Origin of the sequence: Larkinella soli (genome assembly GCF_003703975.1) — a bacterium.
GTDB lineage: Bacteria > Bacteroidota > Bacteroidia > Cytophagales > Spirosomataceae > Larkinella > Larkinella soli.
Genome location: NZ_QTJY01000010.1, coordinates 1 through 13,815, shown reverse-complemented (window position 1 = coordinate 13,815; position 13,815 = coordinate 1). Strand labels below are relative to the sequence as shown.

Annotated in this window: 14 protein-coding genes; 9 read left to right on the top strand and 5 right to left on the bottom strand. The window is 55.2% G+C overall.

The window, feature by feature from the left end:
* Positions 1 to 6: 6 nt before the first annotated feature.
* The gene (locus tag DX909_RS17540; protein ID WP_128546508.1) at positions 7 to 1,524 is read left to right on the top strand and encodes a RagB/SusD family nutrient uptake outer membrane protein; all 1,518 of its coding nucleotides are present in this window, start codon (positions 7 to 9) and stop codon (positions 1,522 to 1,524) included.
* 142 nt (positions 1,525 to 1,666) lie between these two features.
* On the opposite strand, the gene DX909_RS17535 is transcribed toward DX909_RS17540, so the two are convergent.
* The gene (locus DX909_RS17535) at positions 1,667 to 1,909 is read right to left on the bottom strand and encodes a type B 50S ribosomal protein L31 (RefSeq protein WP_128546507.1); all 243 of its coding nucleotides are present in this window, start codon (positions 1,907 to 1,909) and stop codon (positions 1,667 to 1,669) included.
* Between the two features lie 463 nt (positions 1,910 to 2,372).
* Between DX909_RS17535 and DX909_RS17530 the strand changes: the two genes are divergently transcribed.
* Both DX909_RS17530 and DX909_RS17525 read left to right on the top strand, forming a co-directional pair.
* Positions 2,373 to 4,832 (top strand): ribonucleoside-diphosphate reductase subunit alpha, encoded by a 2,460-nt coding sequence (locus DX909_RS17530; protein ID WP_128546506.1) that lies wholly within the window; start codon positions 2,373 to 2,375, stop codon positions 4,830 to 4,832.
* A 139-nt stretch (positions 4,833 to 4,971) separates the two neighbouring features.
* Positions 4,972 to 6,639 carry a DUF5060 domain-containing protein gene (locus tag DX909_RS17525; protein WP_128546505.1) on the top strand — a complete coding sequence of 556 codons (1,668 nt, stop codon included), beginning with the start codon at positions 4,972 to 4,974 and terminating at the stop codon, positions 6,637 to 6,639.
* A gap of 11 nt (positions 6,640 to 6,650) precedes the next feature.
* Here the strand turns inward: DX909_RS17525 and trxA are convergent, their stop codons facing one another.
* A complete protein-coding gene (gene trxA / locus DX909_RS17520; protein ID WP_128546504.1) occupies positions 6,651 to 6,977 on the bottom strand; it encodes a thioredoxin in 327 nt (108 codons plus the stop codon).
* Between the two features lie 114 nt (positions 6,978 to 7,091).
* On the opposite strand from trxA, the gene DX909_RS17515 reads away from it, so the two are divergent.
* Together DX909_RS17515 and DX909_RS17510 are read left to right on the top strand one after the other, a co-directional pair.
* A complete protein-coding gene (locus DX909_RS17515; protein ID WP_128546503.1) occupies positions 7,092 to 7,898 on the top strand; it encodes a class I SAM-dependent methyltransferase in 807 nt (268 codons plus the stop codon).
* A 126-nt stretch (positions 7,899 to 8,024) separates the two neighbouring features.
* Positions 8,025 to 9,047, top strand: a complete 1,023-nt coding sequence (locus DX909_RS17510) for a sterol desaturase family protein (RefSeq protein WP_128546502.1) — start codon at positions 8,025 to 8,027, stop codon at positions 9,045 to 9,047.
* Here DX909_RS17510 and DX909_RS17505 read toward each other — a convergent pair.
* From DX909_RS17505 to DX909_RS17495, 3 genes are all read right to left on the bottom strand, one after another.
* On the bottom strand, positions 9,044 to 9,640 hold the full coding sequence (locus DX909_RS17505; RefSeq protein WP_128546501.1) for a DinB family protein: 597 nt from the start codon (positions 9,638 to 9,640) through the stop codon (positions 9,044 to 9,046). The genes DX909_RS17510 and DX909_RS17505 overlap by 4 nt on opposite strands.
* A 79-nt stretch (positions 9,641 to 9,719) precedes the next feature.
* Positions 9,720 to 10,313: a Crp/Fnr family transcriptional regulator gene (locus tag DX909_RS17500; RefSeq protein ID WP_128546500.1), complete on the bottom strand. Its 594-nt coding sequence runs from the start codon at positions 10,311 to 10,313 to the stop codon at positions 9,720 to 9,722.
* Positions 10,314 to 10,405: 92 nt separating this feature from the next.
* Positions 10,406 to 10,969, bottom strand: a complete 564-nt coding sequence (locus DX909_RS17495) for a DUF4142 domain-containing protein (protein ID WP_128546499.1) — start codon at positions 10,967 to 10,969, stop codon at positions 10,406 to 10,408.
* A 937-nt stretch (positions 10,970 to 11,906) separates the two neighbouring features.
* On the opposite strand from DX909_RS17495, the gene DX909_RS17490 reads away from it, so the two are divergent.
* From DX909_RS17490 to DX909_RS30170, 4 genes are all read left to right on the top strand, one after another.
* On the top strand, positions 11,907 to 12,212 hold the full coding sequence (locus tag DX909_RS17490) for a hypothetical protein (protein WP_128546498.1): 306 nt from the start codon (positions 11,907 to 11,909) through the stop codon (positions 12,210 to 12,212).
* Positions 12,196 to 12,819 (top strand): DUF1684 domain-containing protein, encoded by a 624-nt coding sequence (locus tag DX909_RS17485; RefSeq protein WP_229311093.1) that lies wholly within the window; start codon positions 12,196 to 12,198, stop codon positions 12,817 to 12,819. The genes DX909_RS17490 and DX909_RS17485 overlap by 17 nt, the downstream gene beginning before the upstream one ends.
* Before the next feature lie 139 nt (positions 12,820 to 12,958).
* The gene (locus DX909_RS17480) at positions 12,959 to 13,384 is read left to right on the top strand and encodes a DUF3857 domain-containing protein (RefSeq protein ID WP_128546497.1); all 426 of its coding nucleotides are present in this window, start codon (positions 12,959 to 12,961) and stop codon (positions 13,382 to 13,384) included.
* Entirely contained in the window at positions 13,356 to 13,721 is a 366-nt protein-coding gene (locus tag DX909_RS30170; protein WP_510186349.1) for a DUF3858 domain-containing protein, read from the top strand. Before DX909_RS17480 ends, DX909_RS30170 begins: the two co-directional genes overlap by 29 nt.
* Positions 13,722 to 13,815 lie beyond the last annotated feature (94 nt).

Here is a 13,815-nt window from a genome sequence, read left to right as displayed (position 1 = left end):
ATTCCAATGAAAAAACATATCATCTGTCTTGTCGCAGCGGCCGGTTTTACGCTGACTTCCTGCGAGGACTTTCTGAAGGAGAACCCCACCGGTTCGCTGACGACCTCCTCTCCGGTTTCCAGCCCGGAGATTGCCCGGGCCTTCGTGGACGGTGCCTATTCCAACATCACCACCTGGAACAACGGCGGTGGCGGCTGGGGCGGCAACAACGCGTCGCTGCTGGAGTTTCTGACCGGAAAAGCCGACGGTAACTCCCAGACCGAAGCGTTCAAATTCTACAACCTCGAATACGACGCGCGCGCCTTCTACATCGACAACTGGTGGTCGGGGATGTATTCCGGCATTGCCCGGGCCAACCTGGCCATTCAGAAGGTCGGAGAGATCACGACCCTGCCGGCGGCCACCAAAACCAACATGATTGCGGAGGCCAAAACCATGCGGGCGCTGTATTACTTCCAGCTGGTGCGGATGTTCGGCGACGTGCCTAAAATCACGGGACTCATCACCGAACTCGGCGATGTGCAGACGCCCCGCTCTCCGGTGAAGGAGATTTACGACGAGATCATCATTCCGGACCTGCTCGAAGCCGAGAAGTCGACCCTGCCCTGGCGCGACGTCGCCGGACGGATCTCGATGGGTGCCATCAAGTCCATCCTGGCCGACGTATACCTGACGTACGCCGGTTTTCCGGTGCGGGGCGGCAACCAGGCCTATGCCGAGTCGGCCAAGCGCTCGAAGGAGCTGCTCGACAGCGGGGTTTATTCGCTGTTTACGGAATACACGGACATGATCAACCCGGCCAACCGCAACCAGAAGGAGTTCATCCTGCAGGTGCAGCACGAGAAGGACATCCGCAACAACGGGATGACGCCGGTGACCCTGCCGACCCTCCGTGGCATTGGAGCCTATTCGGATGAGTACGGCGGGCTGACTCCGCGCAAGGAGTTTGTCGAGAGCTATGAGAAAGGCGACAAACGCACGCAGGAAAAGCAGTTCTATTATACCTTCTACAAAGGCCACCCGTCGGATTACCCGCTGGGCGACCCGCGCCGGGAGAAGCTGGAACTGGGCGGCTACTATATCTATAAGTATTTCGACAAGCAGGCCGTCGACAACGACGCCAAGGCCAACCTCAACTTTACGATCTACCGTCTGGCGGACGTCATGCTGATGTATGCCGAGGCCTCGAACCGGGCCGAGGGCAAGCCGAACGCGCAGGCCGTTAAGGCGCTGAACGACATCCGGGCGCGGGCGCTGCTGCCCCCCGTGACGGCCACGACGATGGAGGCCTTCGAGCAGGCCGTCTGGGCGGAACGGTATTTCGAGCTGGCGTTTGAAGACAAGATGTGGTTCGACATGATCCGGACCCGGAAGGTGCGCAACGACATCACCAAACGCTGGGATGACTTCGTCGGGCACACCACCATCTACGGCAAGACGTTCCAGGAGAAACACCTGCTGCTGCCGATCCCGAAACGGGAGATCGACAACAACCGGAACCTGACGCAGAACCCCGGCTTCTAAACGAGTTGATGACAGACAGCGACGCCCGCCGGGACCCAAAACCCGGCGGGCGTTTTTTTGGTGGTTCGGTATCTGAAGGGCCGGACAAGAAAAAGCCTGCTTCCGTTCCGGAAGCAGGCTTTTTTGACGAAGCGTCGGGAAGTTATTTCTTTCCGTAGCGTTTGAGGAATTTGTCCACACGACCCGTGGTATCGACCAGTACGTTCTTACCGGTGTAGAACGGGTGTGATTCTGAACTAACTTCCACTTTCACCACCGGATAGGACTTGCCTTCAAAGTCGATGGTTTCCTTCGTTTGTACCGTGGAGCGCGTGAGAAACTTGTGATCGCTGGTTAAGTCCCAGAAAACGACGTCTCTATACTCCGGATGAATACCTTTTTTCATAATTCTATAGCAATAAATCTGTTTCCAGGAGATTTAAGGACTGCAAAGGTAAGGAGTTTACAAATGCTTTCCAATCAATTCGATAGCTTTTGTCCGGGATCCCCGAAAAGAATTAGGCCCCTGAAAAAACTTCGGAATTCGGGGTTGATTTTTTGTCCATTTTTCCGTATTTTGAGTAACAAACCGGTAACAATCAGAGTTTTAGAGGTGGCGTTGAACCGCAGGCTAAATTCTTCCTATCAACTTTCTTAGACCTTTTTGCCGGTAGGGTTTTGATAAGTATTTCTGGATAAGGTCTTAACAGTTCCTTAACACAGCCATGAGTTTTGATAATTCCAAGTTGACAGGGTATGGACGAACGTTCGGCTTTGCTTTGTTGTATTCCTGCATAGTACCTTTAAGGAATGATTAAAAAACGACATTATATATCAACTTTCTATACTAAACATCCCTCAATCATACTATGTACGTAATCAAGCGTGATGGCCGCAGGGAATCGGTCAAGTTAGACAAAATCACCGCCCGGATCGAGAAATTATGTTACGGGTTGGACCCCGCCTACGTGCAGCCTATCGAAGTGTCGATGAAAGTGGTAAACGGAATCTACGACGGGGTGAAAACCACCGAACTGGATAACCTGGCCGCCGAAACCGCAGCTTCGATGACGACCAAACACCCGGATTACGCCATCCTGGCCGCCCGGATCGCCATCTCGAACCTGCACAAGGAAACTAACAAGTCATTCTCCGGTACCATCAAGCGGTTATACAACTACATCGACCCCAAAACGGGTGAAAATGCGGCCCTCATCTCGAAGGAAGTATACGATGTGGTTCGTAAAAACGCCAACCTGCTCGATTCCACGATCATCTACGACCGGGATTACGGGTATGATTATTTCGGTTATAAAACGCTCGAAAAGTCGTATCTGTTGAAGATCGACGGCAAAATCGCCGAGCGCCCGCAGCATATGCTGATGCGCGTGGCCGTCGGGATTCACATGGGCGACATCGACGCGGCCATCGAGACGTATAACCTGCTGTCGGAGAAGTGGTTCACCCACGCCACCCCGACGCTCTTCAACGCCGGCACGCCCAAGCCGCAGATGTCGAGCTGCTTCCTGCTGACGATGAAGGACGACTCCATCGAGGGCATCTACGACACGCTGAAGCAGACCGCCAAGATTTCGCAGTCGGCCGGCGGCATCGGTCTGAGCATTCACAACATCCGCGCCACGGGCACCTACATCAAAGGTACCAACGGCACCTCGAACGGGATCATTCCCATGCTGCGCGTATTCAACGACACGGCCCGCTACGTCGATCAGGGCGGTGGAAAGCGCAAAGGCTCCTTCGCCGTGTATCTGGAACCCTGGCATGCCGACGTTTTCGAGTTCCTGCAGCTGAAGAAGAACCACGGGAAGGAAGAACTCCGCGCCCGCGACCTGTTCTATGCCCTCTGGGTGCCGGACCTGTTCATGAAGCGGGTTGAAGACAACGACGTCTGGTCGCTGTTCTGCCCCCACGAGTGCCCCGGTCTGGCCGATACCTACGGCGAGGATTTCGAGAAGCTGTATGAAGAATACGAGCGCGACGGCCGCTACCGCCGGCAGGTGAAGGCGCAGGACCTCTGGTACGAAATTCTGGAATCGCAGACCGAAACCGGCACCCCGTATATGCTCTACAAGGATGCGGCCAACCGCAAGTCGAACCAGAAAAACCTCGGCACCATCAAGTCGTCGAACCTCTGTACGGAGATCATCGAGTACACCTCGGCCGACGAAGTAGCCGTCTGTAACCTGGCATCGATTGCCCTGCCGAAGTTCATCGTCAAAGGCCAGGACGGCATCCTGCGTTTCGACCACCAGAAACTGTACGAGATTACGAAGGTCGTGACCCGTAACCTCAACAAGATCATCGATATCAACTATTATCCGGTGGAGGAAGCCCGCCGGTCCAACATGCGCCACCGCCCGATCGGGATCGGGGTGCAGGGGCTGGCCGATGCCTTCATCATGCTGCGGATGCCGTTCGAATCCGAAGAGGCAAAACAGCTCAACAAGGATATCTTCGAAACCATCTACTTCGGTGCCATGACGGCCTCGATGGAACAGGCGAAGCTCTACGGCCCCTACCAGACCTGGAAAGGCTCACCCATCTCGCAGGGCATCTTCCAGTTCGACATGTGGGGCGTCAAGCCCGAATCCAACCGCTGGGACTGGGAGTCGCTGCGGAAGGACGTCGTTCAGCACGGCGTTCGCAACTCGCTGCTGCTGGCCCCTATGCCGACCGCGTCGACGAGCCAGATTCTGGGCAACAACGAGTGTTTCGAGCCGTTTACGTCCAACATCTACCTGCGTCGCGTGCTGTCGGGTGAGTTCGTGGTCGTGAACAAATACCTGCTCAAGGACCTCGTCAAACTTAACATGTGGAACGACCGGACCAAGAACATGCTCATCGCGGCCAACGGCTCGGTGCAGGATATTCCGAATCTGCCGCAGAACATCAAGGACCTCTACAAGACGGTCTGGGAAATCAAGCAGAAAGTCGTGATCGACATGGCCGCCGACCGCGGTGCCTACATCTGCCAGTCGCAGTCGCTGAACATTCACATTCAGGATCCGAACTTCGGCAAGCTGACCTCGATGCACTTCCACGCCTGGAAGCGCGGTCTGAAAACCGGTATGTATTACCTCCGCACGAAAGCCGCAGCCGACGCCGTCAAGTTTACGGTCGAGAGACAGGCCGAAGTGCAGCTGGAGCCGGTACTGGTCGAAACCACCGAAAAACCGCTGAATTACGAGAAATACGCGCAGGAAGGGGCAGCCGCCCATCCGCAGTTGGTCAGCGACGCCGAAACGGCCTATGCCGCCATGGTGTGCTCGCTCGACAATCCGGAAGACTGCGAAGCGTGCGGTTCGTAAGCGCTGCGCATCCCGATAAAATACCCCGCACCCGGTCATACCCTGACCGGGTGCTTTTTTGTATCCGGCCGGAACCGTTCTTCCCATCGACATTTCCCTTATCTTGCCGCCGGCAATTCCTTTCCCCATCTCTCTATCCATGAAACCGATCCTGACGCTGCTGCTGTTGGCTGCGGGTCCTCTGTTCGCCCAGCGCAACCCCGGCGGTGTCTTTTCGCTCAGCCGTCCCGAAGTGGCGGTCTATGACATCGCCGAAATCACCCTGAAACTACCGCCGATGAAAACCGGCAACCCGTTTACGGACGTGACCCTGACCGGCGCCTTTGCGCAGGCCGAGGGCGATACCGTGCGGGTAGAAGGCTTCTGCGATGCGCAGGACGGCTCCCTGTTCCGCATCCGGTTCATGCCCCGCCGGCCGGGCACCTACCTGTTTTTGATAACGGGCCGGCAGGGCGGCAAACCGCTGCGGTATGCGGGTTCGTTCCGGGCGGTGGCACAGGACCGCAACGGGCTACTGCGGGTCGATCCGGAGTTCCCGAACCACTTCATTTACGAAGGCACGAAAAAGCATTATTTCTGGAACAGCACCACCGCCTACTGGCTCATGGGCTGGAAGGACGAGGCCACCATCCGCCAGGCCATCGACCGGCTGGCGAGGCTGAAAATCAACCGGATGCGGGTGGCGATGAACGGCCGGCAGCCCGACGGCGCCCGCTGGTCGGAGCCGATGGTGAAGGAAAGCGCCGGGTTTACGTTCAAACTCAATCCCTGGGTCGCGAGGGACCCGGCCAGCCTCGATACGCCCGGCTTCGACGTGACCCGCTTCAACGTCGAACACTGGCAGCGCATTGACCGGATGCTGGCCCACGCCCGCAGCCGCGGCATTCAGATCTCCCTGATCTTTTATGTCGACGGCCTCGATCACGGCACCGACCCGTTCAAAAAAACGAACATGGGCGGACCGGACGAACAGCGGTATTACCGCTATGCCGTCAACCGGTTTGCCGCCTACGATAACGTCATGTGGGACGTCACGAATGAATACCACCTCTTCCGGAACGAAGCCTGGGCCGACCGGATGGGCAAATTCCTGAAGCAGATCGACCCTTATAAACACCTGATTTCCATCCACGGCCACAGCGATTTTCCGTTCCGGGCTTCCGAATGGGTCGATTACGTCATGTTCCAGAACTGGGATGAGTGCGGAGGGTATTACGCCATGCTTCAGAACCGGGAAAAGCAGGCGCAGACGGGCGTCGTAAAGCCGCAGATCAACGAGGAATACGGCTACGAAGACCATTATCCGGAATGGGGCTGCGGGCCGCTGGGCAAGCGCGTGGCCCCGGGGCGCGATGCCAGAAACCGCACCCGCCTGGCCTGGGAGATCTGCATGGCGGGCGGTTATCAGACTACCGGCGAGCGGGCCGACCGGGGCACCGGCAGCGGCCCCGATACCGGCGGGGGCTGGATCAACGGGCGGGGCGACTCGACGATGATTATGCTGACGTATTACGGCATCCTGCACGACGTCTTTACGTCGCTGGAGTGGTGGAGAATGCAGCCCAACAACACCCTCACCCACCACGGCACCCTCTGCCTGACCGACCCCGACCGCCGTCAGTATCTGCTCTACGTACAGTCGGGGGTGCCGACTCTGTCGACGCCGAAAAAGGTCTACCGGGTGCGGGTGGTGGACATCTGGACCGGCAAAAGCCGCAACCTGCCCGATTTCAAAGGGGGTGTCTGGATCGGCCCTCAGGATCTGGACAAGGATGCCGCCGTCATCTTTACGGCTTCAGATCAGTAAATACCGGATGGTCAGCCTGTTACCTGACGGAGCATAGCTTCGAGCTTCTGAAGCGGAACCACGCCCGACTGCCGCCAGACGATGCGGCCTTTATGAAACAGGATCAGGGTCGGAATACTCTGAATCTGATAGTTCTGGGCGGCTGAGCGGCTCTTATCGACGTCTACTTTGATGATGCGGAGTTTGTCGCCGGTCCGTTCGGCCAGTTGTTTCAGCGTCGGCGCCATCACTTTGCAGGGGCCGCACCAGTCGGCGTAAAAATCGACCAGCACCGGTTTATCACCCCGGATGATGTCCTGAAAGGATTCGTTTTTTGGAGAATTGGCTGCGTGGCTCATAAGAATAGTTGACAGGCTTCGTGCCGCAATAACAACACAGACCGCCTGCCGGTTTCAGCCGGTCCGTTCCCGTTTCGATTCAAAATTTCTAACTTGCCCGAAACCTCCCTTCCCATGTCCGAACAAACCGCAGCCCACCGGGCCGCCATGCCTGCCGTCGTCAATCCGATTCTGGACCGCCGGACCGTCGAGAACGGCAATCGTAACCTCCTGAAATATCTGAAACCGGGGCTGTCGGTGCTGGATGTGGGCTGCGGCTCGGGAGCCATCACCCGCGGCATCGCCGAACGCGTCGGGCCGGAAGGCCGGGTGCTGGGCATCGACCCCAGTGAAAAGCTGATCGAACAGGCGCAGCAACAGCACGGCGATCTGCCGCAACTGGCGTTCCAGCAGGCCGACCTGTTCAGCTTCGAAACCGACGAGCGCTTCGACCTGGTCACCTGCGCCCGGGTGCTGCAGTGGCTGGCGAAACCGGAGGAAGCGCTGATTCGTATGAAAGCCCTGCTGAAACCGGGCGGGGTGCTGGCCGTGCTGGATTATAATCACGAAAAAGTGGAATGGCAGCCGGAGCCGCCCGAAGCCATGAAGCGGTTTTACGCGGCTTTTCTGCAATGGCGGCAGGACGCCGGTTTCGACAATGCCGTCGCCGACCATCTGGAAGCTCTTTTCCGGAGTCACGGTCTGACCGGGATCATCGTCGAGCCGCATTTTGAAACCAGCCGGAAAGGCGAACCGGCCTTTGCGGTCGCGAGCCGCATCTGGTCCGAAGTGGCCGAAATCCGGGGGCCGCAGCTGGTGAAAGACGGCTATATCGCGGAGAGCGAACGCGAAGCCGCCATCGCAACCTACGACCGCTGGATCGCCGAAACCGGAGAGTCCATGCAGTTGTACCTGCTGGCCGTGGAGGGGCGCCGGTCCTGAGGCCGCAGGCTATCAAAACATGAAAACGTTTTGATTTGCTGGGGATAAATTGTATTTTTCCGACTGGTTACGCTCCCGGAAGGGCCTTATTTGTTTCTATTCACTCCCTAACCCAAACCAACGTTTATGGAAGTTCTCGAAACTCTTTATCAGGAAGTCATTTCGTTTTTTGGAATCCGACCCTGGCTTAAACTGTTCGAAACCGGCGATTACGGCTCGTTGATGACGTGGGACGGAATCCGGTCCGCCATGTCTCCGCTGATACCGCTGCTGCTCATCATCGAGATGATCCGGGCCGGTTTTTACAAGCGCTTCAAGATTGAGAATTATAAGATTCCCTTTCTGATCATCGTCTTCAACCGCGTGATCGGGCGGTATATTTCCATTGCCGCCGTGGCTTTCTGCATCGGTCTGTTCGAGCCCTACGCGGTGCTGACCTCCGGCCTGACCTGGTACTGGTTGATTTACGGGTACGTGATCTGGGAACTGGCGCACTTCGTTTATCACTACCTGGGCCATAAGGTGCGGATCTTTTGGTGTCTGCACTCTACCCACCACGCTCCGGAAGACATGAACCTGTCGGTGACCTACGCCCACTTTTTCCTGGAAGGACCGTATGCCGACGTCATCCGAACGACCATCTGCATTCTGCTGGGCGTCAACCCGGCGCTCCTGTTCCTGATCATGTTCATCGACGGTACGTGGGGCGCCTTTATCCACGTGGGCGAAAACGTCCTGAAAGACGGGCGGATGGGCTTCCTGCACAAGATCATCCTGACGCCTTCACACCACCGGGTCCACCACGCCAAAAACCCGCTGTACATGGATACCAACTTCTGTAACCTTCTCAATATCTGGGACAAAGTATTCGGGACGCTGCAACACGAGCGCAAGGACGTGCCGATGGTGTACGGCATCACCCGCGAGATGAAACCCGGTAATTTCTGGGATGTCTATTTCGGCGAGCTGTACGCGCTGGCGAAGGACGTCCGGCGGGCACCCGGGCTGAAAAACAAGCTGCTGTATGTCGTCATGCCTCCGGGCTGGCATCACTCCGGGGAACATAGAACCGCCCAGGTCGTACGGGGTGAATTCATGGCCGCCCCCGAAACCGGCGAGGCTCTTTCCACCCAGCCGATTGTGCCTTAAGCCACCGGCAGAACGGAGCTTTTCAGATACTCCACCACCCGGCGGGCCTGTACCAGATGGCGCTGCTCGTGAGCGATCAGGAACCGGAACGTATCGCCGGCCGAAATCCGAACCCAGCGCGCGATGGAGATCGGGATGCGGAGCCGGCTCATGTCCGTCTGTCCGGCGCGCCGGAGCAGGTCCAGCAGTTGCTGCTGCTGGTTGAGAAAGGAAGCCAGCACGGCCCGGGCATCGAGTTCGGGTGCCGGGCGGTGGTTTTTGAACGCCTTCATCTTCAAACCGATGGAGCCGTCGGCGTTTGGGCGCATGGATTCGGCGAAATAGTGGCCCAGCCGGCCGCTGCGAAACTCCGGATGAAAGGAAATCTGCCGTTCCACGCCTTTCCGGAGTGCTTCTTCCAGCCGGGGCAGATAATAGTCGCCGTAGCTGTTGAGGTGTTCCAGACACTGGGCAATGCTCCAGCCGTCGGGGGAGGGCCGGCGATTCAGGTCGGCATCCGACAGCGGAGCGAGTTCCTCCCGGGCGATCCGGATAAGCTCCCGGGTGTCGCGGTTCAGTTCGGCAAGCAGGTCGTTGGTTTGAAAATGGCGCATGGCGGTGTTGTTTACGGATGCAAACCTACGTCAATCGGGGCATCGAAATCTTGGCACAGACCAAGATTTCGATGCCCCGTTATAATTTAACCGAAGCCATCAGCTTGCTGAAGGTCGTCGGATCGAGGCCCAGGTAGGAAGCGAGGTACTTGTGCGGGATGAGCTGGAGGACGTGGGGGCTGCGGGTCAGCAACACCCGGAATTTTTCCTCGGCCGTGTAGGTCATCAGTTCGATATACCGTTCCATCAGACCCGAGAGGGCCGTCGAGGTGGCCAGCCGCCCCCAGCGTTCGAGGGAGGGATAGCGGCCCAGGAGCCGGTCGAAATCTGCATACGACAACCGGAGCAGGCGGCTGGCGGTCAGGGTTTCAAGATAATACCGCGAGGGCTGCTGCAACTGGAACGAGTCGGCAATCCCGGAAAACGAGCCGGTATAGGAAAAGATCAGCGTGGCCTCCCGCCGGCCCTCACCCAGAAAATAGGCCCGCTGAACCCCTTCCAGCACAAAGTACACATACCGCTCCACTTCGCCGGCCGCCGTCAGGATGGTTTTCCGACGGTATTCGACCGGGTGCCAGCAAACCGCAAAAGCATTCCATTCCTCTTCCGGGAGCGTAATCCACCCGGAAACCGCCTTTTTCAGGCGTTCAAGATCAGAATCGGTGGCCGGCATAGGTCAGGGTCGGTTTAGTTTTCCAGGGGTACAGCAAAGAAATAAAAAAGGACGCAGGTAACCCTGCGTCCCGTCGATGAAGTGCAACTTGCTTACTGGTTTTTCATGCCGTCCTGAATGGCTTTGACCGCATCGTGATGCTTCTGGAGGACGGGCAGCGTTTTGGCGGCAAACGCCTTCATATCGGTGTCCTTCGCATCGTCGGCCGCTTCCTTGAAGTGTTTGATGTCTTCGTCATGGTCTTTGACCATCAGATCGATATATTCCCGATCGAATTCGGCGCCGGAGAGTTTGCTCAGATCGTCGACGTGCTTGCGGTGTTCTTCGCCCATGGTGGCCGGAAGCGAGATGTTTTTAGCCGTGGCCAGCGTCTTCAGTTCGTTGTTGGCTTTCGTGTGATCTTCGACCATCATAGCGCCGAAGTCCTTCACGCGCTGGCTCTGGGCTTTCTGCTGCGCCAGTCGGCCTAACTCCACCTCCATTAGCCCGCCACTGGCGGCTTTTACGGCAAATTCGGAATCGTCCTCGCGGACGTCTTTGTCGTCGTTCGCTTCTTCGGCCTGTTCGGCACTGTCCTTCTCACTACTGTTGCTGTTACAGGCCTGGAAGGTCCAGGCGCCCAGCAGGAGGAGCAGAAATAAAGTGAGTCGTTTCATGATCGTTGAGCTTTTTTGAGTACCTGTTTTAATGCGTACTGTCATTTAAAACCGGAAAAACGAATGAAAGTTTATCGCCGGCCGGTGAAATTTAAAAGAGTAAGACAGGCAGTTTTTCTGAAACCGAAAAGGCGAAAAGGGCGTATAATCCGGTTAAGGACTCGTTAAGACAGCTAATTTATTCCGGAAATCTGGTACAGATTTTGCGCTGATCACCCTGATAAACCAACCGAACGGCAGGAAAATTTTACCGGCTTTTTAAGCATTTATTTTCCGGATCATGCTTTTTTATGAAAAGGCAAGGAGTCATTTAGTGAAATAAACTTAGGTAATTGATAAGATTCTGATTTGAACCTGCTGATAATTAGCGATCTGTTGAAATAAAATTTGGCTTATCGGTTTATGTGAATGTTTGAATACTTGTTATCAATTTTCCATAGAATAAAGTCGTAGACAGGGAGATTAAATAAAAAATAAATAAGTAGAGTATGCATAGAGACTAATTGGAAGGGGCCATTTTAGACTTCGGTTTTACTCCGGCCTTAATCTCTGAAACGTTCGATTCCGGCGTCAGCCGTTTATCCTCATCCCGACAGGAATCAGCAATAGAATGAAGATAAACGCATTATATCCTGCGATTCTATGAAACCATTGCCCGGGAATACCGTTCTTAATAAAGAGGAGAATTTAGTGGTTAAATGGGCAGGTTAGACGCTTAACGAAGAAAAATAAAAAATTTTAATGAAAGTAGTTTTTAATCAATAGATTTGTACGCAAACAAAATTTTTGGAAGCACCCAATGAAGGTAAAACCGAACAAAATCCGCTTTTTCTCTCCGCAGGATAACTCTGGCGAAGTGCCTAAAGCCGCTCCGAAAGAAACCTTATTCACGACTTCGGTTACAAAAACCGGTCGGTTGGCATTTCCTCAAAAACTGATGGAAGGGCTGGATATCGACCCGTCGAAACCCCATTTTCGGGTAGGAACCGTTAACCGTCGGAAAGGAGTTAAGGCTCTTTATTTAATTCCTACGGAGGCCGGAGATGCCGAAGCATTCGAACTGGCGAAAACCGGCCGTGGTTACTCGATTCCCCTGAAAGGCGTATTCCAGAAAATGGGCCTTAACTACATGGATGAAGAGTATACCTTTACGATTAAATCGTTCGATTACGGAGACGGAGTGACGGGATACGAACTGGTTTCTCACCAGCAGACTCCCCGCAGCAATGCTTCCGACGAGTAAGGTAATGGTGATGGCCGGAGTGTTTTTCGCTCTTTCAGGAGAGCATTCCGGCTTTGCTCAATCCCTGTTTCAGCAGCAGATTAACCGACACCGGCAGACCTATAAAGCCGAGTTTTTAAAAGACCCCCGGAGTCCTTTAAAACAGGAAGACCTGCCTCTCCTTTCTTTTTTCGACCCCGATTCCACTTTTCGTGTTGAAGCCGTTTTGCAGCGAACACCGGAAGCGGAACCCTTCGATTTGCCGACTTATGACGGGCAGAAAAAACCGTATGTCCAGTATGCCGTCCTGTCTTTTAAATGGAATGGTCGGGATCAGAAACTGGTCGTTTATCGAAGTCTTCAGCTGGCCCGTCTGCCCCAGTACCGCGATTACTTATTCCTTCCTTTCAAGGATCTGACCAACGGGAAGGAAACTTATGGAGGTGGCCGTTACCTCGACCTTCGGATGAGCGATCAAAAAGAAGGAAAAATAACGATCGATTTCAATAAGGCGTATAATCCTTACTGTGCTTATAGCGACGGCTATGCCTGCCCGATTCCTCCGAAGGAAAATCACCTTCCCATAGCCGTAAGAGCCGGTGAGAAAGCCTTTTCCCGGCCCCATTAAAAGCATTTCTCCCCTTTTCTGGTACATTTCTTGTTCCTGACTCCTTATTTACCACTTTTTCGTAGGTTTTCTTTATGATTACTTTCTCGACCACGAGTGGAAAGAAGAGGTCCGTGAGGTGGAAGGCTCGGTAAAATCGATGCGGCTCACCAAAGATGCCGTCTTCGGTGAACGACGCACCTGTCCGGTGCGGGTCAGGCGGTTTACCCTACCCGCGGTGAAGGAAGGGTCCGTCATTGAATTCAGATACCTGATCGAGTCCGATTTTTTCCATGAATTTCGGGAGTGGCACTTCCAGCAGGAAATTCCGGTCCGATGGAGCAAATACAACTTCAATATGGTGCCCGGCATTGAATACCGGATTCTTTTTCAGGAATTCGAACAGTTGGCCGTCGATAAAACCCAGCGCACCCCCGGCGGCATAAAATATCAGTGGGCCATGAAAAATGTGCCGGCTCTCCGGGAGGAGCCCTATATGAGCAGCCCCGAGAATTATCATTCGAGAGTCTGGTTCGAACTGGTTCGGCGTCTGTTGACTGTTACTGACGCCCAACCTGCTGATTAAGCCTAAGGTCCTCCCGGATGGGAGCGAGGGCCGCTCTGCCGACTTCCAACTGACGGGCGGCTCTTTTCACGTCGACACCGTCGTCTGCCGGCTTCCTGCCACCATGGTTCCTGAAGCTCTGTTTAAACCCGTAGAGATCACCTCCCGCTTCGGTTCTTATTCGGCTTCGGTCGAATGGAAGGAAAACCGGCTCTATTATTACCGCAGACTGCTGATGGAACAGGGGAGTTTTCCGGCTTCCGCTTTCAGAGAATTTATTGATTTTCGGCAGAAAACAGAGATGGCGGACCGGCTGATGGTCATCCTGAAAGAACGGAGCGGTACGGCAGTTAAATAATGGATTTCCACCGGAAAGAAAGGAGCCTGACCTCCTTTCTTTCCGGTGGAAAAAGTCGGTGCCTCAGCTCCACTCGCGGTCGGCCGAGTCGCGC

Coding starts and splice junctions, on each gene's coding strand:
- DX909_RS17515 (WP_128546503.1), top strand. CDS start 7,092: ATGTCCGAACAAACCGCAGCCCACCGGGCCGCCATGCCTGCCGTCGTC.
- DX909_RS17500 (WP_128546500.1), bottom strand. CDS start 10,313: ATGCCGGCCACCGATTCTGATCTTGAACGCCTGAAAAAGGCGGTTTCC.
- DX909_RS17510 (WP_128546502.1), top strand. CDS start 8,025: ATGGAAGTTCTCGAAACTCTTTATCAGGAAGTCATTTCGTTTTTTGGA.
- DX909_RS17490 (WP_128546498.1), top strand. CDS start 11,907: ATGGAAGGGCTGGATATCGACCCGTCGAAACCCCATTTTCGGGTAGGA.
- DX909_RS17530 (WP_128546506.1), top strand. CDS start 2,373: ATGTACGTAATCAAGCGTGATGGCCGCAGGGAATCGGTCAAGTTAGAC.
- DX909_RS17485 (WP_229311093.1), top strand. CDS start 12,196: ATGCTTCCGACGAGTAAGGTAATGGTGATGGCCGGAGTGTTTTTCGCT.
- DX909_RS17525 (WP_128546505.1), top strand. CDS start 4,972: ATGAAACCGATCCTGACGCTGCTGCTGTTGGCTGCGGGTCCTCTGTTC.
- DX909_RS17540 (WP_128546508.1), top strand. CDS start 7: ATGAAAAAACATATCATCTGTCTTGTCGCAGCGGCCGGTTTTACGCTG.
- DX909_RS17535 (WP_128546507.1), bottom strand. CDS start 1,909: ATGAAAAAAGGTATTCATCCGGAGTATAGAGACGTCGTTTTCTGGGAC.
- trxA (WP_128546504.1), bottom strand. CDS start 6,977: ATGAGCCACGCAGCCAATTCTCCAAAAAACGAATCCTTTCAGGACATC.
- DX909_RS17505 (WP_128546501.1), bottom strand. CDS start 9,640: ATGCGCCATTTTCAAACCAACGACCTGCTTGCCGAACTGAACCGCGAC.
- DX909_RS17480 (WP_128546497.1), top strand. CDS start 12,959: ATGCGGCTCACCAAAGATGCCGTCTTCGGTGAACGACGCACCTGTCCG.
- DX909_RS17495 (WP_128546499.1), bottom strand. CDS start 10,969: ATGAAACGACTCACTTTATTTCTGCTCCTCCTGCTGGGCGCCTGGACC.